The organism is Methanomassiliicoccus luminyensis B10 (assembly GCF_000308215.1).
Classification (GTDB): domain Archaea; phylum Thermoplasmatota; class Thermoplasmata; order Methanomassiliicoccales; family Methanomassiliicoccaceae; genus Methanomassiliicoccus; species Methanomassiliicoccus luminyensis.
Map to the genome: position 1 here is coordinate 401,826 of NZ_CAJE01000012.1, position 19,684 is coordinate 421,509.

Sequence of the window (19,684 nt, forward strand, 5' to 3'; positions counted from 1 at the left end):
CCAACCGGCCGATTAAAGATGTTTGCCCCTCCGGTCGCGCAAGGGGGGCATATCGGAACCGAAGATGCTCCAAAAAGGAGGGCGCGGGGCCCTCAGAGCTTGTCGATCTGCTTTTTGGCCGCATCGAGTACGTCCTGCTCCGTCACGGCCATTCCCTCCGCCAACGGGCTGTACTCCATAGTGCATATGACGTTCCTTTCCCGGAACAGGAGCACATAGGAGGTCCTGTCGTCCTGGCTAACGTAGTTCTTGACGGCGAAGAGTACCCCGCCGTCACCGACCGTTACATTCTTCGAAGTGGCGCCCTGCCCGCCGAGAGCTTTTGCCATTTTGGCAGATGTGTTCTCATACCCATCCGTTGCGTTCTCCAGGGAGTTGAATATACCCATCTCCATCTTCAATAGGTAGAGCTGGGTCCCCTGATCATCGATCTTGTAGAGAAGAACGTGCCCCGCGGAGATCAATCCTTGCAGCCTGTAGGCGGTTCCGGTCCCATTGAAATATAGGTACTGTTATAATTCAGGTCCCACTCCTGGCCCATGCCATCGGGTCCCAGCATGACGCTCATGTCTGCGGCGCCCGTGACCAGCCCCTTGGGCTGGTTGCCTTCACCGCCCTGGCCGATGAGAAATACCGCGGCCACCAGTACGATCACGACCGCGACCGCTGCCACCATGATGATCTTCTTCGATCCGGAACCGCCAGCCCTGCTGTTGTCTTGCTCATCAGACATATAATCACATCGTCACGGGAAGATAGAGAGAACTGATGGGGCCTGCGTGGCCCCCACACCTCCTGCCTCCCCTCCAGGGAGAGACTTTTTAACAAGCATAAAACTAATGATGCCCCTCTAGAGGCCAGCGCCTTTCGCGGCAGATCGGACGGACGATATGGAGACCACTCTATGGCGGCGCTGCGCCGGATATCGCGATCCCTACAACGCCTCTTCTTAGCGCGATCTCGTCATGCGCCCCGGGCGGGATAGAGGGACGGGTCCGGGGCGTAGCGCATGACCTCGCCGAACGTGGTAAGCTTGCCGCTCTCCAGAGTAGACACCGCCCCGTGCCCGCCGCAGATCAGCAGCCTCTTGCCCCCGGTGCCGAGCTTGGCGTCGAGGTCCTTGGCGATCCCCAAGAGGCACTTGCGTTCCTTGGAGGCGCGCTCGCTGTCCACGTTGACGGAGTTCATGAGAATTGTGGCCAGGGTGGCGAACTTCTCCCTCTCCTCGGTGAACGAGCCGAAGTTGATGAGGCAGTCGCCGGTGAACAGCAGCCCCTCGTCCTCGCACAGAAAGAACAGGTGCCCGTGCTGGTGGCCGCCGAGGCTCTCCAGCACCTTGAACTTCAGGCCCCCGACCGTGAACTCGCCGAGGACCGGGAGGCCGCACATCTCGCCGCTGGGCGCGGCGGAAAGGACCTCCACATTGGTGGGGGGATTGAACCCGGAGAACAAATTGATGAGAGTGGTGTACACGGCGCCGAGAATGGAGCCCTCCATCTTGGACCCGTAGGCGCGGTTGGAGTATCTTATGATCTCCTGGCTCCCCGGGTGCATCACCGTGGGGACATCGAAGAACCCTCCCCCGCCAGCGTGGTCCGCGTCCGCATGGGTCATGTAGATGCGCTTCAGGCCGGACAGGTCCAGGCCGTAGGCGGTGAGCATGTCCATTATCTCGTGGTGGTATATGCCGAACCCGGAATCGATCATCACCATCTCTCCTTTCGATTCCACGATGTACACTGAGCCGCCGCAGGGGAGCTGGAAGCACAGCACCTGGGCCTCCGGGGAGAGCTTGATGCGCTGGACATCGGCGTAGAAGCCGGGCCCCCGGGTCTGCTGGAGGGTGCGTCCGGAGCGGAGGATGGAATCAAAGACCACCTTGGGATCTTTGCCCTGCGACGTCAGCTCCTGCGCGATGTGGTTGGCGTCGTGCAGCAGGTTCATCAGGAACTCGTCACCCGCCTCGCCGATCAGCTCGCGGATCTCCTGCGCGAAGCGGAGGTAGAAGACGGTGTCATCGAGCTTCTTGCCGGTGACGTCGTACTCCAGGATCTCCAGGCGATAGCGGAGCTTGAGCTGTTCTAGGAGGGAGTTGGCCACCGCGTCGTTGTCCAGCGTTAGGGCGACCGTCAGTGCGCCGGGGTGCTTGCCCTTGGTGTCGAAGTCGAGGAAGGCTATGTTGGCGCCCGCCCCGGTGGTGTAGCCGAGGAAATCGAACAGCATGCCCGCCTTGTCCGGAAGGTACACGTGGAACTTCAGGAACCGGAGGGTCGCCAGGGAGGTCTGCAGGTATCCTATCTTCTGGAGGTCCTGCTTGATAAGCTCCGGAGCGCCCTCGTCGGCGTCGATCTCCCAGAAGACAACGTGGGGATCGATGCGCCGGTCGTAGTCCACTCGGTGGATGTTGCCGCCGTGGCTCTTGATGATCTCTGCAGCACGATGAAGCGCGCCGGGATCGTCGGGCATGCGGGCGATGAAAGAGAACGTTACCAATTATGTCCCCGCCCGCGCACCGCTTTCCTTTCTATATATTTCCTTTGAGGACCGCCCCTACTCCATGATGATCTTCCCTGAAGCGAGGGCGGAGCAGGCGTCCGCGCAGCTCCTGCATACCCTCCCGCATTTTTCCATGGGGCGGTCGCCCTTGAAGCTCTCGCAGCTCTTGGCGCAACGCTTGCATACCTCCGCCACCACCAATGACATCGGGATGGAGGAGGGAGAATGCAAGGTCGCGGTGTCCTGCAGGGTCGCACACAGCTGGGCGCAGTCGTAGAGAAGCCTCATGTGCGCCGACCCGGCATATTCGTTGCCGAGCTCGTAGCAGTAGGAGATCGTTTCCATGCAAGCCTGGTGGCAGTTCGCGCACTCATCGATGCATGATTGCATTCTGCGATCCCTCGTCCTGACCAGAGTTATCTGCATACGTCAACCCATAACAATCGTTGTTCCACGCAGGTACTTAGTGGTTCTCCGCTCCCATCCCGACCAGTGCGTGTTCTAAAATAGACTTGAGCGTCCTGTGTAAGACAAGTTATGCATCTAGTAAAAATATTACAGTAATATAGCTACAATCTATATTATTTGCATATTCATATTTCTATGGGGCCGCCCATGGGGAAGAACGAACGAACAACAATAAATCAGGGATGCATAATCGCCATGCAATGGAGCCCGTCGACATCAAGCTGATCCTGCTCGTCGCAACGGGCGGCGCCATCGGCAGCGTGCTGCGCTATCTCGTGCAAGGATACCTCACCCGCGGTGATTTCCCATGGGGGACCTTCGCCGTCAACATCATCGGCAGCTTCCTGATATCGCTGATATTCTTCTACTTGTCCCAGGGAACAGGCCTGACACCCGAGTTCAGGGCGTTCATGTTCATCGGCATATTCGGCGGCTTCACTACGATGTCCTCATTCTCCCTCGATACGGTCGCACTATTCATCGAGGGACAATGGTTATGGGCCCTTGGGAACATCATTCTTAACGGGGGGCTGTGTGTGATCGGGGCGTTCCTGGGAAGAGCGGTCGGCCTCCTGCTGGGAGGCTATTGAGATGGACCTTCAGGAAAAGGCGATCAGGCTGAAGATATATGTGGGAGAGTCGGACCAGTATGGCGGTCTGCCGGCCTATAAGGCAGTGGTCCACTACCTCAGGGAGAGAGGGATATGGGGAGCGACCGTGACCAAGGGCGTTTACGGCTACGGGAAGAAGAGCCTGTTGCACGCGACCAATCCTTTGCGGCTCTCCACTGATCTGCCGGTCGTCATCGACGCGGTCGATTCGGAGAGAAAGATACAATCGGTGCTGCCGAAGGTACGCGAGATCGCCAGGGATGGCCTCATCACTCTCGACGAGGTCACGGTCGTGAGCATGATCTCGTCCGATGAGAGATGAGTGGGCTTTCGATGCCCTCATGCTTCCTTGCCGACATCTGGGAAAATATTGTATTTAGTAATCACGTTTACTAATCTCTTATGTATCGTTACTATAACAAATATATTAGATATACCCTATTTCGATAGGAAGATAAGCCGCATTATTGCCATTTCTTATTGGGCGCATAGTGCGTTCAGCGGTTCTTCTGGTCGCTTCGACGATATGACGAGAGTCTTCCCACCGAGATAGAGGGCCTCACGCCTCGGGGTGTTCTAGGTGCAATATATCCCATGATTTTTCCCCCAAGCCTGACCCCGTAACCCTGAAAATCCTTCAGTGGTGAAATACGAATTATCAGGCAATTCACTACCGAGCTCAAAGGTATCGTCTGCGGGTAACGCACGATATCTATCCCTGATCTCGGAACCCTCGATCGTCACCTCCATTTTTATGAAGTAAAGCCAAATTATGTAGAGAATAGTAGGAAGATAAGCCGCGATGAAGATGATCGAGCTGAACAATATGTCATTGAGGCGATGGAATCGAAGACACACTATTGCTGCTGTTGCCACCAAAACCGCCACGGTCGACCATTTTGAGATGAAGCAGCGATGCGTTTCCGAAAAATGGGCCATGTTGCAAGCATTTTAAAGGCCGAGGCATCACTTAATTCTATCTATCTGTTAATATACAATATCGGTGCATTGCACGATCCCTAGGAGATCTGGAGGAGAAATGAAGAACAAGAGCACGACGCTCTCCACTAACCCGTCGTGAGATTCATTTTTCAACATAATGTTGCATAAAGCATATAGCTATACTTATTGTTGTTATAACGTATCAATCGTAATTTTATAATTTCTATCCGAAATGACGTAAAAATGATGAAGAAAAGCGGGATGAATCAACCCGTTTTTTCCTGCGGATCTGCCTTCTCATATTGATCGCACAGTTCGTTGAGGAACTGATCATAGGTCCGGCGGAACTTGAGCTTGAACAGACGGTCCCTCGTTATCGGGGAGATCTGTATACTCGTCTTGGAGTCCTTGTCGTAATCTTCCTGCATCCCATCCCTTCTGCCGCTAGCATCCCATTTACCTAATCGGCCTTCCGCGCTATGTGAATTATATTAATAATATTTTCTATTGAAGACATCAATTTCAATAATCATCATAGTTCCGCATATTGCAATAATCCTATGAGCGTTATGCTAAACAACAGGAACAATAGAATAGTGAGCAGATTTGGATAAAATAGTCAACAACGGTGTCCCGAACGTCAACTTGGATGGCGACCCTAGAGGGCCCGGTACGCCAATTTTTCCTCTACATAGAAAGTTAATCGCCTCAGCGCCGTTGAACTCAACAATTCCTTAAAATTATATTTCTACAGGAAATGAAGGGGTCTGAAAATATACAAAGATAATTAGGTGTTAAGGGGCGGGGGAGCGCCCGAGGTCGTCGAGGGTCTTGAGGTACGCCCTTCTCCTCGACTCATACCCTTCTTTATCCTTCCCGAAGGGGACGTACTCCGAGACGACCCATCCCTCGGCGGCGAGGGAGACCTTGGTCTGGTCCGCCAAGCCCTTCAGGAACCCGAACTCGATGAGGCCCTTGTCCTTGGCCCGGGCCTTCGCCCATTTGATTACATCGGGATCGTGAGTGGCCATACTGAAGGGGGTATTGCGGTCCACTATCTCCTCCACCAGGTCCTTGAGCACCTCGGCGATGAGGTCGAACTCGCGGATGTCCCCGAGGTAGGCGCCCTTCACCAGGCGGACCTTCACGCCGGCGTCCAGCATCCTGATCAGATCGGCGTGGGTGCGTCTCAGGTAGGCCTGCAGGGCAACAGTGACGGGCGCGATGCGGACGCACTCCTCCGCCACCTCAAGAGTGAGGTTGACCATCCTCTGCCCCTCCATATCCAGCTCGAAGCTCACTCCGAGATCGCGCATTTTTTCACAAATAAGTCGGGACTTTTCAATGCAGATCTCCCGGTTCAGGGTGCCCCCTAGAGCGGAGAGCTTGACCACGACGGAGGCATTGAGCTTTTCTCTCCTGATCGCAGCGGCGAGCTCCTCGATCCGCAGGACCTCCTCGTCGATGGAGGCGTCGGTCCTCGAGTACTTGGCGAGAACGTCCATTGCGCATCGGATACTTTGCTCGTTCCTTTGCCTGCACCACTCGATCGCGGCGGCCTGATCAGGCAAGACCCAGCGGTCTTCCATGAACTATGATATTGCACCCGCTCAGGATAATATTGCTCACTCCGGGGCGAGGTCCATATCTCACCAATCCCGGAGCCCGACGAGGTCGTTCGACGGACCTGTCATTCGCGCAAACATCCTATCGGCACCACATACACGCCGTCATCACGGCGGTAGCCCAGCTCAGTGGCGGTCAGCACCATGAGGAAGGATGGTTCCTTCATCTTGTCCAGGTCCACCTTTTCCTTTAGTTTCATCAGGTTCCGGGCGGCGGTCTCAATCTCCACGGCGCCCATCTTTACCTCGACCGCGCCCCATCGCCCGTCCTTAAGGTGAATGACGGCATCGGCCTCCAGCCCGCTCTTGTCCCGGTAATGGAAGACCTCGCCGTCCAGGGCCTGGGCGTACACCCGCAGATCACGGACGCAAAGCGATTCGAACAGCAGGCCGAACGTGTTGAAGTCGCTCAGCAGCTTCTCCGGCGAGGCTCGCAGGACCGCCGCAGCGATGGATGGATCGACAAAATGGCGCTTCGGGGCGGTCCGCAGAGGGGTCTTGGAGCGCAGGGCCGGGTTCCAGGCGGGAAGGTCCTCTACCACGAAGATGCGCCGAAGGATGCTTAGATAGGAAGCCATCGTCCTTTCGGTTATGGCGCTCTCGTCCCCCGCGATATCGTCGCGGATGGTCGCCAAGCTCGCCTGGGTCGATACGTTCCTCGCCAGCGAGCGCATGAGCGCGCGAACGCGGGCCGGGCTTTTCTTCACTCCGTCCGCTCGTTGGACATCGACACCGATGACCGATTCCACGTAGTCGTAGACGCGCCGGAGCGCGATATTGCTCTTGGGCTCGACCACGGAAGCGGGCCAGCCCCCGCGGGCCAGCGCGAAGGCCAGCCGTTCGACGGAGAGTGTAGACAGGCATTCCCCGCCGACAGTCCCGCTGAACAGCGCGCTGAGCGAAATGGCGCCGTTCGATTCCAATGACTCGAAGAGGCTCATGGGTCGCATGAGCATCCGGGATATCCTGCCCGTGCCGGTATGCTTCACCGCATTATCCCGGGGGACGGCCGAACCGGTCAATATGAACTGCCCGCTCTTCCTTCGCCGGTCCACGGCGAAACGGACCGCGTCCCACAGCACCGGGGCCATCTGCCACTCGTCGATAAGCCGCGGTGTCTCTCCCTCCAGCAGCAGTGATGGTTTCACGCCGGCGGCCTGTAGGTAGCTCTCGGTATGGTCGGGGTCCTGCATGTACAGTGTGCTCGCGGCCACCTCTTCGGCGGTCCTGGTCTTCCCGCACCATTTGGGCCCTTCGATCAGGACCGCGCCAGAGGCCTCCAGGGAGGCCCTCAACACCTTATCGGCGATCCGTCCCAGATATTTTTGTTCCATGGTCACAGGCCTGATGCAGCATGGCATCACTGGATATATTTTATTTCCTAATTTGGCGCTATTTTATTTCCTAATTTGGCGCTATTTTATTTCCTAATTTGGCGCTATTTTATTTCCTAATTTGGCGCTATTTTATTTCCTAATTTGGCGTCCGTGAGGACTTACCGGGGTGGCTCGCCGTGATCCTCACTGCCCGGCCGGGGGTGACCACACCTTTCGGCGCCGGGGGTCGCGGACGTTCGAGGCGATAAGCTCCTGCACCCGGATGAACGTCTGAAGGTCGATTATGGCGGGGTGCTGAGACTTCACCTCCACTTTGTCCCAGCGGCGGTAGCCGGCGTAGGCGGGGTTGTGAAGGAGGCGGCTGATGGACCACTTCGTCCACTCTTTCTTTTGCCTGGTGAGGAAATTGTTGCTGTTCATCGCGTCGGCGATCTCGCACATGGTCATCCCGCCGAGGTACGAGCTGAAGATGTACCTCACCCAGGCCGCTTCCTCCTCGATGATCTTGAGATCGTTGTCCTCGACCTTGTACCCGTAGGGGGGATAAAAGCCCAGCAGGCCGCCGGTGGTGGCCTTCTGCTCCATGCCAGCGTAGGTACGCTCGCCGATCTGCTCCGATTCGAGCTGGGCGATCCTCTGGATCATGTCAACCACGAAGCGCCCTATGGCTGAGGAAGTATCCAGCTCCTCCTGCATGGAGGTGAACTTCTTCCCCCATTTCTCCAGGTTGTCCATCATCTCGATGAAGTTCTTGGAGTTGCGGTGGATACGGTCCATCTTCATTACCAGGATGGTGTCCCAGCTGTCCTTCTCGGCCATCATCCGCTTGTAGGCTTCGCGGGTGCTTATCTTCCGTCCGGTGTGCCCCCGGTCGGCGTAGATCCCTGCAACGTCCCAGCCCTGCGCCTCGCAATAAGCTACCAGTCGCTCCTGCTGCGCGTCCAGGGAGTAGCCTTCCTCGGCCTGCTCCTCAGTGGAGACGCGGATATAGATGGCCGCGCTAACCAATCTCCACCGCCTCCAGTCGGTGGTGCGACTGGCCGGCGCTGTTGCGCCTGCGTTCCACCATCATCTCCTGGACCATGTCGTAGGCCCCCGGGGAGATGAGGACGTAATGGTCCAGGTGGATGAGGTTGCCGTCCCACTGGATGTAGCCGCAGTATAAGGGGTTGCGCAGTATCCTGCTCACCGCCTGCTTGGACCAGGCCCCGCCCTTCTTCGACGGCACTTCCCTCCGGTTCAGCTCCTGGGCGATCTGGTCGAGGGTGCACCCCCTCATGTAGGACTGGTAGATGTATGGCACCACTCCGGCCTCGGAATCGCGCACCACCAGCTTGCCGTCCACGATCTCGTATCCATACGGATCCGGCGAGCCCAGGTGCCCGAGGCCCTTCTTGGCCTTCTGGAGCATTCCGACCTTGACCCTCTCGCCGGTCTGCTCCGATTCGAGCTGGGCGATGCGCTGGATGATGTCCATGACGAACCGGCCCATGGCCGAGGTGGTGTCGAACTTCTCCTGCATAGAGCTGAACTGCTTCTTCCATTTGCCGAGATCGTCCATCATCTGGGCGAAGTTGCGAGAGTTCCTGTGGATACGATCCATCTTGAGGACCAGCAGCACGTCCCAGCCGTCCTTGTCGCCCATCATGCGCCGATAGTGGGGACGGTCGGTATCGCGGCCAGAGTACCCATCGTCAACGTATTCCCCGGCGACGTCCCAGCCCTTGGCCTTGCAGTAAGCGTGCAGGCGCTTCAGCTGGGCAGGTATGCTGAACCCTTCTCTGGCCTGGTCGTCAGTGGAGACCCTGGCGTAGATGGCGGCGCGCATGCTCACCGCTCCTGCAATGACGATACGGCGTGGCTCGAATGCATCCCGGCGGGGCATCTACGTTTGGGAATACAAAATTTAGGGTCATCCGCCCGGGCACATTTTTGTTCAATGACGCATTATGCTATTATTATTTAGCATCTATCGTTACTACATATTATTTATCTGCCATATCCTTATAAGTGGGTTTAAGTGGATTAATTTAATGGTCGGTCTTAATGAGTGATAGTCCTGAATCCAAGATCGTCAGGCTCAGGGAGGAGTTCGGCGGACTTGTCGACGACGAGACCCTGAAGCGGCTGGTCATGGAAGAGGGAGGCATGAAAATGGCAGCAGAAAAGAAGATCGCAGATTTCAGCGACCGCGAGGAGATCACTGCGGTGGTCAAGGTCGCCAGGATAAACGACACCAAGACATTCAACAAGAGGACCGGCGGACAGGGCCGGGTCAGGAACATCAACGTGGAGGACGAGTCAGGTAACTGCAGGTTAACCCTCTGGGACGATGACGTCGATCTCCCCGAAGGCCTCAACATCCAGGTGGGAACCTCCTTAAAGCTCACCGACTGCTACACCAAGCAGACGGAGTACGGGGTGGATGTCTCCAAGGGGAAGAAGGGAAAAATAGAGATGCTTTGATTATAAAGCTATTCTCTTTACCTCATTTTTATTTATTATTAATACAATAACAAGATATTCAAGGGGCGTCGATTTTCCGCCTGGCCGGCCTGAAGACAAATTAAAGATCAGTAATTAGATAATTTAATAAATATAGAACAACGCTCCGAGCTCGCCCTTGAATGAGTTGAATGAGAAGTGAGCAGGCGATGGAAAAATAAGAAAAGAAGAAAAATTTTGAAAAGATGTTTACTTCTTCCTGGCGCGGGTGACCATGAAGAGAACTCCGCCGACCACTACCGCCGCTACGACGATCAGGATCAACCCGATGTACGGGGGATCGAAGAAGAAGTCAGTGATGTTGTCACTGCCGGCCCTCTTCTCCACATCCGCCTGGAAGTTCTCTATGGAATTTATCTCCGACTGGGCCTTGCTCACCGAGACCGGTTCCATGAACGGCATGAAGTCAGAGAGGTCTATGGGTACGTCCCCGATGCTCATGGAGACCCCTGCCCCAGAGAGGAACCTCTGATCGGGGTCGTAGTAATACTTGAGCCCTATCGACCTCGATTGCTCCGAAACTATTTCTCCAGAGCCCGGGGGCACCTGTAACTCGCCGTTCACCTGGTCTTCGCCATCCTCGTCAGCTCCCATCACGGTTATCTCGTAAATGCCGCTTTCTGATTCATTGGCAGAGAAGCTTAGATCGATATTCCGCTCGATGGCCCCGAACTTCCCGTCGCTGAGCTTTCTGTCCTCGGGAATGAGGTCAACGAATTTGATGGGGAAGGCAGTGACGCCGGCCTCCTTCATCAGCTCGTTGTCGAAGAAATCCTCCTGCATCTCCTCGGACAAGCCCTTGACGTCCAGGAAGCCTCCGATCTCGCCGCTGATGTTGGCTACGGTATTGACGTCCCATTCCTTCCCATCATAGAGATCGAGGCCGAACAGGTCTAGGGGCTGCGGCTCGAAGAGGACGTTCACGTCCAGGCTAAAGACGAGCTTGGCATCGATGTCATAATTCTGGTAGGCGACGGTGTATTGTCCCTCATCATTATTGAACATCGGAAGGTTGGTCGCATCGAAGCTTATTATGGCCGAGGCCTTAGCGCTGAGATCGACGCTCTCGATGGCCAAGGATTTGTTGAACACAGTGGTGCCTTCAAGAACGAACGCGAAGTCAGCTCCTAGGACCACCCTGATGGTCTTCGCCTCCTTGCTCTCTGCAGGTATCAGATAAGGACTGGGGACATTATAGGTGCCAGCCTTGGGCAGCTGTCCAGAGACCGACGCGTCCATGTCCGCCTCCATCTTGACGGCGATCTTGGTGCTGACAACATAAGCGGTGTCGTTCACGCCAGTCACTTCGAACAGCGCGTATATCGCCGCGTTCGTGGAGACCTGCGCACTGGCCTCTTCGAAGCTCATGCCCGTCATCGAGCTGACGGCCTGCGCCAGGGCCTGATTGACAGTGGCGTTGTTCTTAGCGCTGAAGCTGGTGTCCCATCCCAAGGCCCACCTATCACCTTTCTGCCAGGCCGGTGCCTCGGCCGGCTCCGCGCTCACGGCCGGCACCAAAAGGCCGACCAGGAACAGCGCGGTGACCAGGGTCACGGCCGCTGTGATCATTTTTCCCATCAGTTATACCTCCTAAGCCAAATGTTAGGCTAAGTTGCAATAGGAACAGAATATAGTATATTGAACCTGCCTATCATTTTCGTCCGATAGAAATCAAGAATGTGTACCGCACCGGATACAAGTGAGATGACGGAAGCGGTCCGCATGAAAAGCCTGATGATAAAGAAAAATAAGAGATTGTGGAAGGGGTTTTGAAAGGAGAACTTACGGCCCTTACATCATGCCAGGCATGCCGCCGGGCATCCCGCCAGGCATGCCGCCGGGCCCACCGGGCATGGCGGGTCCCTTCTTGGAAGCGATAACGTCGTCGATCCTCAGGATCATGCCGGCGACCTCGGTCGCGGACTCGATGGCCTGGGTCTTGACCCTCAGGGGCTCGATGACGTTGGCGTCCAGCATGTTGGCCGGCTCGCCGGTGGCCAGGTCGATGCCCATGGCGGAGGCGCCCTTCTTCTTGGCCTCGTGGGCGTTCTTGAGCTGGATGACCAGGTCGATGGGGTCAAGCCCAGCGTTCTCGGCGATAGCCCAGGGGATGACCTCCATGGCCTCGGCGAAGGCCTCGATGGCGAGCTGCTCGCGGCCGCCCACGGACGAAGCGAAGTCGGCCAGCTTCATGGACAGCTCGATCTCGGCAGCGCCGCCGCCGGCGACGACCTTTCCGTCCTCAACGGCAACGCCAACGACCCTCAGGGCGTCGTGCAGAGCGCGCTCGACCTCGTCGATAACGTGCTTGGTGCCGCCGCGGATGATGATGCTGATGGCCTTGGGGTTCTTGCAGCCGGTGATGAAGGTCATGGCCTCCTCAGCGATCTTCCTCTCCTCAACGGCGTCGGCGGTCCCGAGGTCGCTCTTGGAGAGGGAGTCCAGGTTGCCCACGACGTTGCCGCCGGTGGCCTTGGCGACCTTCTCCATGTCCGACTCCCTGAGGCGGCGGCAGGCGTAGATACCCGCCTTGGCCAGGTAGTGCTGGACCAGGTCGTCCATGCCCTTCTGGCAGAACACCACGTTGGCGCCGGCGGCCTTGATCTTCTCGACCATGTTCTTCAGGGTGTTCTCCTCCTCGTCGAGGAAGCGCTGCATGGAAGCAGGGTCGCGGATCTGGATCTTGGCCTCGACCTCGGTCTTCTTGATCTCAAGAGCGGAAGAGATGATGGCGATCTTGGCCTTCTCGACCTTCTTGGGCATCCTGGGGTGGACCTTCTCCTTGTCGATCACCAGGCCGTTGATGAGCTCGGTGTCGGCGATAGCGCCGCCGGTCTTGGTCTCCACCTTGATGTTGTCAATGTCAACGAAGTCCTTGCCGTCTCTCTTCTCGTTGACGGACTTCACGGCCTTCACGGCGAGGTCGGCCAGGTAGTCCCTGGAAGCGCCGACGGACTTGCCGGTCATGGCGGTCATGGCGACCTTCTTCAGGGTCGCGTCGCCCTTGGCATCAACAGCGATGTCGTTCAGCAGCTCCACGGCCTTGGCCGCGGCGAGCCTGTACCCGTTGGCGATGACGGTGGGGTGGATGTTCTGGTCAATGAGGGCCTCGGCCTTCTTGAGCAGTTCGCCGGCCACTACAACAGAGGTGGTGGTCCCGTCGCCGCACTCGGCATCCTGGGTCTTGGCGACCTCCACGACCATCTTGGCCGCGGGGTGCTGGACGTCGATCTCCTTCAGGATGGTGACGCCATCGTTGGTGATCACAACATCTCCCAGAGTGTCCACGAGCATCTTGTCCATGCCCTTGGGCCCCAAGGTGGAGCGTACCGCGTCAGCGATAGCGCGGGCAGCAGCGATGTTGTTGGCCTGCGCTTCCTTGTTCTTGGTGCGCTCTGTGCCTTCTTTCAGCACAATGATCGGTTGGCCTTGTCCTAGAGAATATGCCATTATAAGCCTCCTTTTCGAGGGGCCGATATTTTATCGCTTCTATATAAGGGTTGTTGTATTACCACGGTCGAGAGCGCACAATGGGTAGCGAAGGCCGCCCGCGGTCTCCGAGGCCCCATAGTTCCCGCTCGCCTACATTTCCACGTTCGGGTTGATATATTGACCGTGCTTCTTGGTCCCCTTCCCGTACTGGATCGAGAACTTCGGGCAGCGGTGCAGGCACCCCAGGCAAAGCACGCACTTCTCCTTGACCCATGCCGGCCTTCCCTCCCGCATCTCGATGGCCTCCGCCGGGCACTTCCTCGCGCACAGCCCGCACCCGATGCAACTGTCCTCCACCGTGAAGTTTTGCGTCCTTCGATAAGTCTCATAACGGGGATAGTAGAGCCTGACCAAGGCTAGGGGCACCTTTCGGCGGCTGAGGTCACCAACGGACCCTCGCCTGATGTTCTCGACGACCTCCGCGATCTCCTTTTCGGCCTCGCGGTTCATCTTCTCGATCCTGCTTCGGTCAGTGAGATCGAAGACCGGAGTCCATGTGTCGGGCATCCGAACGCTGAACCTGCCGTCCAGCGACAGGCCTTTTTTCCTCAGGACCTCGTCGACCATCCGGCCAGCCTGGCCCGTGGTCGTTCCGAAGGTGGCCACATGATAGATGTAGGGGCGGCGAGGGGTGAGGATCCGAAGCTCCAGATCCTCAAGGAAGTCGCGTACTGTGGAGGGCAGGCCCCAGAAATAGACCGGAGCGACGAAGCCGATCTTCTCCCCTTCTTCCGCCTCGAAGGTGAGCTTCTGCTCCTTCACACAGTCCGCGATGGCGACGATGTCTTCCCCCATCCCTGCCGCGATCCTCGAAGCGACATGCTTGCTGTTCCCCGTGGCCGAGAAATAGAAGATCATGGCATCGCTCCATCTGATCGTTCGGACGAGGGGGGCTTAAAAGGCACGCGAGACCTCCAGCCCCCTGGCCTTCCCTTCCCGTTCTATCCTGCTCATGACCGATGAGTAATGGCCGGGATCGTCCAACAGCGGCGCCGCCCTCTCGGCCAGGGACGGGTCGGCCCGTGCCAGGGCCTCGGTGATCCTGGCGCCCATTCCCGGCCGCAGGTTCAGGCGGTCCGCCATCACCCTCTTCACCCCGGTGTCCGCGATGGCGGAGATGAGGTCGTCCAGCCGGTCGTCGGTCACCAGCGGGATGATCGGCCCCAGGAAGATGTACGTCGGCACCCCCGCGTCCACCAGCTCCCTGGCCGCCCGCAGGCGTTCCGATTGGAGGGACGCCCCCGGCTCCAGCGCTTTCCCGAGCTCGTCGTCGATGGTGGTGACGGTTATCCCGACCTCCACCGCCTTCATCCGGCGGAGGATGTCCAGGTCCCTGGTAACCAGCGCGCTCTTGGTCAGGACGCTGGTGGCCGTCTCCGCCTTCCGGAGCACCTCCAGGCACCGGCGGGTTAGGCAGGTGGCCTTCTCCAGCGGTTGGTACGGGTCCGTCACAGTGCCCAGCCCGACCACTCCGGGGCGGGGGACCTCCCTGGCCAGCACCGCCGGCATGTTCTCCTTCACCGAGACCTTGGTCCACTCCGCCATGGGCACTCTCATCACGTACGGCGCGTAGCAGTATGCGCAGCCGTGAGCGCAGCCGCGATAGGGGTTCATGGCGAAGTTCAGGCCCGGAAGTTTCGAGAGCGAGAGCGCGCTCTTGCATTCCACGCATTTGTAGCTCGGCCGCCCGTCCTCGAACGATTCAAGGCTAGGCATAGTCGTCCAGCCTCCTCTGGGTGAACAGGTCCTTGAGGACACCAGATGCGGCGATCCATCGCTCCAGAGGTATGGACATCTTCGATGAGACGTGCGACAGCGCCTCGCCCACCGTCTCGAAACGGGCCGGCTCGGTCTGCAGAGCGGCGCGGACGTTCTCCCGCACGTTCCACACCCCTACCGGCATGATGTACCCGGGGTGCGCCTCCCTGAATATGACCGCCCCGGCCTGGCGGCGCTCCTTGGTCAGAAGCTCGTTCACGGCCAGGCGGGCGGCGTAGTAGCAGCCCCCGATCTCTGCATAGGTCTTCCGCCCGTTGAAGAACTCATGGGAGCTGATGATCTCGATCTCCCTGCCCAGGGGGTTCCAGGTGGTGTTGGGATACCACGCCTCGATGAGCTCGTACCTCCAGGACGTGGGCATCAGCAGGACGCTCCAGCGGTTGTCCAGAGAGTACCAGTCATACACCCTCCAGTCCCCTATGAACGGATTGTATTTAGTGTCCGAGAGCAAGGACTTGCCGAGGATGTCGTCCACCGCGGTGATCGACCATCTCGTGGGCACGAACTTGCGGTTCTTGTCCACGCCGAACGCTCCCACGGAGAAGGCCTTCTGGATCTTGGAGATCATAACCCCGCTGCGGTACAGATCCTTCACCGCCTCGGTGGCTCTGAGATCGGTATCGTAGAACGCCTTCTCCACGTGCTGCTCGTAGCGGGGGTTCCCCACGTCCAGCTCCTTGAGCCGGGCCGACGGTCCGAACGGCTGCACCTCGTCGTCCAGGACAAGCCTCCCGGACGGCCTCTTCTCGAACTTGGCCTCCACCTCCAGCGGGTTGATGGAAAGCGCCAGGTCGCGGGTCTGGTCGACGATGCGCCCGAACTGCTCGAAGTTCACCGCGTCGATGCGGTGCTTCCCCCTCACCAGGTTGAACCGGAAATCCACGATCTCCTCGATGGACTTGCCTACCCACTGCTCAGGGGTGTCCATCATCGAGGTGTCGCCCATCATCGGCGGCACCAGCGGACCGATGTCCACTTTCGGGTATCCGTACCTTCCGATGAAGATGCCGGGAGGGGACATGCCTTGCATATCCAGAGCGTTGATCAGCCTCCTGGTCTTGGAATGGGAGTAGAACTTGACCATCAGGGGGCAGCGGTCCTTCCCGCAGAGGTTCTTGGAGCCCTTGCAGATGACGCACGGCGAGCCGGCGGGCACCTGCAGCGCCCCCGCTGAGGAAAGCGATCTGACGTGAGAATCGAAGCCTGAGGTCCCCTGTCCGAACATATCAGTTTTTCAAACTGCGCAAGGCTATTTAGACTTTATAATAAGTATCGCCGGAAACCCCGCCTTTTCAAAGATGAATTACATGTAGCCAGAAGTATCTCTTGATTGACAATCTCTAGCCAGATGTTTCGCACCATCAAGATCCGTTTGGAACGAACCGTTGAACTCATTGAGACGGTTAACGAGTTCAACAAGGCGTGCCAGTGTGTCTTGGACTGGGGCCGAATGAACAAGCAGTACAACAAGAACAAGTTGCACCACGCGACGTACAAAGGAATACGAGAGGATTTTCCATCACTGCCCTCGGGCCTCGTGGTGACCGCTAGGGACCAAGCTAGCGATATGCTCAAGCGGGACAAGTTCAAGCACAAGATCAGGAAGAGGCCGTTCAGTTCTATCCGTTACGACAAGAGAACGTTGAATGTCTGGCTGGAACATGGATACCTTACCATTAGCACGGTTTTCGGCAGGAAGCGGTACGAGTTCAATCTACCGGAATACTACCGACAATACCAGTCATGGAAGATAAAGAGCGCCCAGCTTATCGTCGGACGGAACGCTTGTTTCCTCAATACCGTAGTCGAGGGTGAAGCCCCTCCTCTGAGCGGCGGCGACAGGCGTCTGGGGATAGATCTGGGCATCAACAACATCGCGGTGTGCTCGGACAACACTTTCTACAACTCCAAACACCTAAAAAACGTCAAAGGCAAGTACAGACATCTCAAGGCTGAACTCCAGTCCAAAGGCACTCGCTCCGCTCGACGGAAGCTTCGTGAGGTAAGCGGGCGAGAAAGACGGTTTGTTCGGGACTTGAACCATCGTGTGGCCAAAGAGATAGTGAACAAGCCGTATGATGTTTTCGTCTTCGAGGACCTGACAGGCATACGGGATCGCAGCAAGTTCAACAGCAAGTTGGGCAGTTGGTCGTTTGGCGAATTGATCCAGTTCGTGCAGTATAAGGCAGAGGCCCTGGGAAAGCAAGTTATGCTCGTCGATCCTCGCCACACCTCTCAGACCTGCTCTAAATGTGGTCACGTCTCTCAGAACAATAGAAAAGGAAGGCAGTTCACATGCGTCCAGTGCAGGTTCACGTTGGACGCGGATCTGAATGCCAGCAGGAACATCGCCGCCTTCTCTACACGGGAGGGCGGCAGGCTCCGTGTCAGCGAGCCAAATGTAGCGAGCGATGAGGCTGAAGGCCGTATGGCAGTTGAGGCTGAGTTTAGCTGCAAGCCCGTGAGCTTGCTCGTGGGCAGCTGACGCCAGGGTGTTCGATTGTGCATCAGGGGATGTGCCGGTGAGAGGCTTTGTCAGTACGCTCCTCGTTCATCATCAGCGCGGCGATCTCGGAGGGGGACGACCTCAGCACCGGCATCCAGGCGGAAAGCCTTTCCGGAACTTCGGGGGCCTCGCCCACCAGGTCGAGGGTTCGAAGCGCAGCGTGGATGGCCTTGGCCAGGACCTCATCCGCCCCGCCGCAGCGGAGCAGCAGCAGCTCCGAGGCATTGTTCGGCCCACCGCTCCTGGCCGGGGTCCGAAGGTCCGAGATGTCGTCGCCGATCTGCATTGCCTTGCCCGCGGCGGCGCCGAACCGCCCCATCCGCTCCACCAGGTCCGCAGGGCAGCCTGCCGCCGAGGAGCCGAACCTCGCGGCCAGACCGAACATGTCACCGGTCTTCCGGGATATCACCTCGTCATATAGCCTGGACGGCATCTCCTCCGGCTTCACGTCCAGTTCGGCGAGCGCGCCGCCGACCATGCGGCGATGGGTCCGGGCGAGGTCGTCCACATACCCTCCCCCGTGCCGGGCGGCGATGGAGTAGGGCATGGAAAGCAGCCCCACCGCCTCCAGCAGGGCCTTCTTCCGCCCCTTGGACATGTGCAGGGCGGGCATCCCTCTCCGGTCCTCGTCCTCGTCGAGCATGTCGTCCAGGACCAGGCTGGCGCTGTGAGCGATCTCGATGGCCGCGGAGAGGTCGAGGGCCACGCCCAGTCCCTCGGGGTCGTCGGAGAACGCGTCGAACGATAGCATGCACACCCCCGCCCGCAGCCTCTTGCCGATCCCCGTCAGGGCGACCAGCTCGGGGTCCATGGCGCCGTCGGGATCAAGGGCGGATATGCATCCGGCGATGCGCCGGTCCACTGCCGGCCTCACCTTCTCCAGGTACCGGAGGAATGTATGCTCCCCACTGTCGTCCGGCATCTTGGCCGCCCCTTCCGGCTCGGCGCGCTGCTCCATGATATCACCAGCTCCGGGAGGCGAACAGCGCCGCCAGAACGAAGGCGAAGGCGCTGGATATGTACAGCTGTCGAAGCCTCAGGCGGCCGGCCCTCCCCTCGGGGTCCCTGACCTCGCCCCGCAGGTACCGGTGACGAAGCTGGTCGACCATCAGCCCGTAGGCGATGATGGGGACGAACGCCAGGATAGACACTGCCAGGAACAGGGCGGTGGCCGGGGGGCCCAGCTCGTCGTAGAGCAGGAGCGGGGACACCGCCGCCGCGGCCAGCCCGAGGCCGGGGAAGATGGCGCACCAATAGGAGCGCGGGTACCTGCCCACAGTGGTCACCTTTCCATTAGCCAGGTCGGTGGGGAGGTCCATGCTCATCATGCTCACGAACACCGCCGAGGAGGCGAAACCGAAGATGACGCTTACTGCCGCCGCCACCGGGGACGCCGCCCCCGACCCGATGTAGGATGTGACGAACACCACGATGGCGTTCACCGGGACGGCCATGTACAGCTCGGTGAAGGGGTGATAGGCCAGCCTGGCGGCGGGGTGGTTGTATCCCATGAGCGCGGCCATGCCGTAGGCCGCCGGGAGTATCAGGGGCGGCCGGAGATATATCAAGTACGCGAGGATGGCCAGGATGATCAGCACCAGGGCCGTGGTCAGATGCTTGGCCTCGCTCACGGTCACCGCGCCGCTGACTAGGGGCTTCACCCGCCCGGTGGCCCCGATGGGGGCCTGGCGATCGACCTGGCAGTCCATGATATCATTGAGGGGGTGGGCGGCGTATTGCATGAGCACCACCGCCACCATGGCCAACGCGGTGGGGAGGACCGCCACGATGCGGCCGCCGGATATGTAAAGCGCCAGTCCCAGCCCCAGGACCGAGCCGCTGATGCTCCACGCAATCAGGGGCTTGATCCTAGCGAAGTGCGCTAAGGAAAGGAGGTCCATGCGCTCACCTGAGCCCCTTGCC

General features: G+C 58.5%; 20 protein-coding genes. 4 read left to right on the forward strand and 16 right to left on the reverse strand.

All coding sequences use genetic code 11. The features are described from left to right. Positions 1-92: 92 nt before the first annotated feature. The 4 genes from WYS_RS04935 to WYS_RS04950 all read right to left on the reverse strand — a co-directional run bounded on the left by WYS_RS04935 (position 93) and on the right by WYS_RS04950 (position 2,886). Positions 93-464 (reverse strand): hypothetical protein, encoded by a 372-nt coding sequence (locus tag WYS_RS04935; protein WP_019177057.1) that lies wholly within the window; start codon positions 462-464, stop codon positions 93-95. Next, the gene (locus WYS_RS04940; RefSeq protein ID WP_019177058.1) at positions 461-733 is read right to left on the reverse strand and encodes a hypothetical protein; all 273 of its coding nucleotides are present in this window, start codon (positions 731-733) and stop codon (positions 461-463) included. Before WYS_RS04940 ends, WYS_RS04935 begins: the two co-directional genes overlap by 4 nt. A gap of 230 nt (positions 734-963) precedes the next feature. Then, positions 964-2,493 carry an MBL fold metallo-hydrolase gene (locus WYS_RS04945; protein ID WP_019177059.1) on the reverse strand — a complete coding sequence of 510 codons (1,530 nt, stop codon included), beginning with the start codon at positions 2,491-2,493 and terminating at the stop codon, positions 964-966. 57 nt (positions 2,494-2,550) lie between these two features. Beyond that, positions 2,551-2,886 (reverse strand): four-helix bundle copper-binding protein, encoded by a 336-nt coding sequence (locus tag WYS_RS04950; protein WP_026068823.1) that lies wholly within the window; start codon positions 2,884-2,886, stop codon positions 2,551-2,553. A 278-nt stretch (positions 2,887-3,164) separates the two neighbouring features. Here WYS_RS04950 and crcB point away from each other — a divergent pair, with 278 nt between their 5' ends. After that, positions 3,165-3,554 carry a fluoride efflux transporter CrcB gene (gene crcB, locus WYS_RS04955; protein ID WP_019177061.1) on the forward strand — a complete coding sequence of 130 codons (390 nt, stop codon included), beginning with the start codon at positions 3,165-3,167 and terminating at the stop codon, positions 3,552-3,554. A 1-nt stretch (position 3,555) separates the two neighbouring features. Beyond that, a complete protein-coding gene (locus WYS_RS04960; protein WP_019177062.1) occupies positions 3,556-3,897 on the forward strand; it encodes a DUF190 domain-containing protein in 342 nt (113 codons plus the stop codon). A gap of 886 nt (positions 3,898-4,783) precedes the next feature. Here the strand turns inward: WYS_RS04960 and WYS_RS15930 are convergent. The 5 genes from WYS_RS15930 to WYS_RS04990 form a co-directional block, all read right to left on the reverse strand. Beyond that, positions 4,784-4,945 carry a hypothetical protein gene (locus tag WYS_RS15930; RefSeq protein WP_019177064.1) on the reverse strand — a complete coding sequence of 54 codons (162 nt, stop codon included), beginning with the start codon at positions 4,943-4,945 and terminating at the stop codon, positions 4,784-4,786. 366 nt (positions 4,946-5,311) lie between these two features. Continuing rightward, on the reverse strand, positions 5,312-6,106 hold the full coding sequence (locus WYS_RS04975; protein ID WP_081579836.1) for a proline dehydrogenase family protein: 795 nt from the start codon (positions 6,104-6,106) through the stop codon (positions 5,312-5,314). Between the two features lie 101 nt (positions 6,107-6,207). After that, the gene (locus tag WYS_RS04980; RefSeq protein WP_147654439.1) at positions 6,208-7,476 is read right to left on the reverse strand and encodes an ATP-binding protein; all 1,269 of its coding nucleotides are present in this window, start codon (positions 7,474-7,476) and stop codon (positions 6,208-6,210) included. 186 nt (positions 7,477-7,662) lie between these two features. After that, entirely contained in the window at positions 7,663-8,487 is an 825-nt protein-coding gene (locus WYS_RS04985) for a recombinase family protein (RefSeq protein ID WP_019177067.1), read from the reverse strand. Beyond that, complete coding sequence (locus WYS_RS04990; RefSeq protein WP_019177068.1) at positions 8,480-9,307, reverse strand: recombinase family protein; 828 nt, start codon at positions 9,305-9,307, stop codon at positions 8,480-8,482. The genes WYS_RS04985 and WYS_RS04990 overlap by 8 nt, the downstream gene beginning before the upstream one ends. A 218-nt stretch (positions 9,308-9,525) precedes the next feature. Between WYS_RS04990 and WYS_RS04995 the strand changes: the two genes are divergently transcribed. Further along, complete coding sequence (locus tag WYS_RS04995) at positions 9,526-9,945, forward strand: hypothetical protein (RefSeq protein ID WP_019177069.1); 420 nt, start codon at positions 9,526-9,528, stop codon at positions 9,943-9,945. 228 nt (positions 9,946-10,173) lie between these two features. Here the strand turns inward: WYS_RS04995 and WYS_RS05000 are convergent, their stop codons facing one another. The 5 genes from WYS_RS05000 to WYS_RS05020 all read right to left on the reverse strand — a co-directional run bounded on the left by WYS_RS05000 (position 10,174) and on the right by WYS_RS05020 (position 16,480). Next, positions 10,174-11,562 (reverse strand): hypothetical protein, encoded by a 1,389-nt coding sequence (locus tag WYS_RS05000; RefSeq protein ID WP_147654440.1) that lies wholly within the window; start codon positions 11,560-11,562, stop codon positions 10,174-10,176. A 213-nt stretch (positions 11,563-11,775) separates the two neighbouring features. Continuing rightward, positions 11,776-13,434: a thermosome subunit beta gene (gene thsB / locus WYS_RS05005; protein WP_026068825.1), complete on the reverse strand. Its 1,659-nt coding sequence runs from the start codon at positions 13,432-13,434 to the stop codon at positions 11,776-11,778. A 132-nt stretch (positions 13,435-13,566) separates the two neighbouring features. After that, a complete protein-coding gene (locus WYS_RS05010) occupies positions 13,567-14,334 on the reverse strand; it encodes an EFR1 family ferrodoxin (RefSeq protein ID WP_019177072.1) in 768 nt (255 codons plus the stop codon). 36 nt (positions 14,335-14,370) lie between these two features. Beyond that, positions 14,371-15,192: an SPL family radical SAM protein gene (locus WYS_RS14455; protein WP_019177073.1), complete on the reverse strand. Its 822-nt coding sequence runs from the start codon at positions 15,190-15,192 to the stop codon at positions 14,371-14,373. Further along, positions 15,185-16,480 carry an Nre family DNA repair protein gene (locus WYS_RS05020; protein ID WP_019177074.1) on the reverse strand — a complete coding sequence of 432 codons (1,296 nt, stop codon included), beginning with the start codon at positions 16,478-16,480 and terminating at the stop codon, positions 15,185-15,187. The genes WYS_RS14455 and WYS_RS05020 overlap by 8 nt, the downstream gene beginning before the upstream one ends. 225 nt (positions 16,481-16,705) lie before the next feature. Between WYS_RS05020 and WYS_RS14460 the strand changes: the two genes are divergently transcribed. Further along, positions 16,706-17,740, forward strand: coding sequence for an RNA-guided endonuclease InsQ/TnpB family protein (locus WYS_RS14460; RefSeq protein ID WP_236993901.1), 1,035 nt, complete (start codon positions 16,706-16,708; stop codon positions 17,738-17,740). 22 nt (positions 17,741-17,762) lie between these two features. Here the strand turns inward: WYS_RS14460 and WYS_RS14465 are convergent, their stop codons facing one another. Both WYS_RS14465 and WYS_RS05035 read right to left on the reverse strand, forming a co-directional pair. Then, positions 17,763-18,719 (reverse strand): polyprenyl synthetase family protein, encoded by a 957-nt coding sequence (locus WYS_RS14465; RefSeq protein WP_019177076.1) that lies wholly within the window; start codon positions 18,717-18,719, stop codon positions 17,763-17,765. A gap of 4 nt (positions 18,720-18,723) precedes the next feature. Then, positions 18,724-19,662, reverse strand: a complete 939-nt coding sequence (locus WYS_RS05035) for a prenyltransferase (RefSeq protein ID WP_019177077.1) — start codon at positions 19,660-19,662, stop codon at positions 18,724-18,726. Positions 19,663-19,684: the final 22 nt, after the last annotated feature.

Bases quoted from the DNA above. Each gene is read 5' to 3' on its own strand.
- thsB (WP_026068825.1), bottom strand. From the start codon at position 13,434: ATGGCATATTCTCTAGGACAAGGCCAACCGATCATTGTGCTGAAAGAA.
- WYS_RS04990 (WP_019177068.1), bottom strand. From the start codon at position 9,307: ATGCGCGCCGCCATCTACGCCAGGGTCTCCACTGACGACCAGGCCAGA.
- WYS_RS14455 (WP_019177073.1), bottom strand. From the start codon at position 15,192: ATGCCTAGCCTTGAATCGTTCGAGGACGGGCGGCCGAGCTACAAATGC.
- WYS_RS04950 (WP_026068823.1), bottom strand. From the start codon at position 2,886: ATGCAATCATGCATCGATGAGTGCGCGAACTGCCACCAGGCTTGCATG.
- WYS_RS05010 (WP_019177072.1), bottom strand. From the start codon at position 14,334: ATGATCTTCTATTTCTCGGCCACGGGGAACAGCAAGCATGTCGCTTCG.
- WYS_RS05020 (WP_019177074.1), bottom strand. From the start codon at position 16,480: ATGTTCGGACAGGGGACCTCAGGCTTCGATTCTCACGTCAGATCGCTT.
- WYS_RS04975 (WP_081579836.1), bottom strand. From the start codon at position 6,106: ATGGAAGACCGCTGGGTCTTGCCTGATCAGGCCGCCGCGATCGAGTGG.
- crcB (WP_019177061.1), top strand. From the start codon at position 3,165: ATGGAGCCCGTCGACATCAAGCTGATCCTGCTCGTCGCAACGGGCGGC.
- WYS_RS04960 (WP_019177062.1), top strand. From the start codon at position 3,556: ATGGACCTTCAGGAAAAGGCGATCAGGCTGAAGATATATGTGGGAGAG.
- WYS_RS14465 (WP_019177076.1), bottom strand. From the start codon at position 18,719: ATGGAGCAGCGCGCCGAGCCGGAAGGGGCGGCCAAGATGCCGGACGAC.
- WYS_RS15930 (WP_019177064.1), bottom strand. From the start codon at position 4,945: ATGCAGGAAGATTACGACAAGGACTCCAAGACGAGTATACAGATCTCC.
- WYS_RS04980 (WP_147654439.1), bottom strand. From the start codon at position 7,476: ATGGAACAAAAATATCTGGGACGGATCGCCGATAAGGTGTTGAGGGCC.
- WYS_RS05035 (WP_019177077.1), bottom strand. From the start codon at position 19,662: ATGGACCTCCTTTCCTTAGCGCACTTCGCTAGGATCAAGCCCCTGATT.
- WYS_RS04995 (WP_019177069.1), top strand. From the start codon at position 9,526: ATGAGTGATAGTCCTGAATCCAAGATCGTCAGGCTCAGGGAGGAGTTC.
- WYS_RS04940 (WP_019177058.1), bottom strand. From the start codon at position 733: ATGTCTGATGAGCAAGACAACAGCAGGGCTGGCGGTTCCGGATCGAAG.
- WYS_RS05000 (WP_147654440.1), bottom strand. From the start codon at position 11,562: ATGGGAAAAATGATCACAGCGGCCGTGACCCTGGTCACCGCGCTGTTC.
- WYS_RS14460 (WP_236993901.1), top strand. From the start codon at position 16,706: ATGAACAAGCAGTACAACAAGAACAAGTTGCACCACGCGACGTACAAA.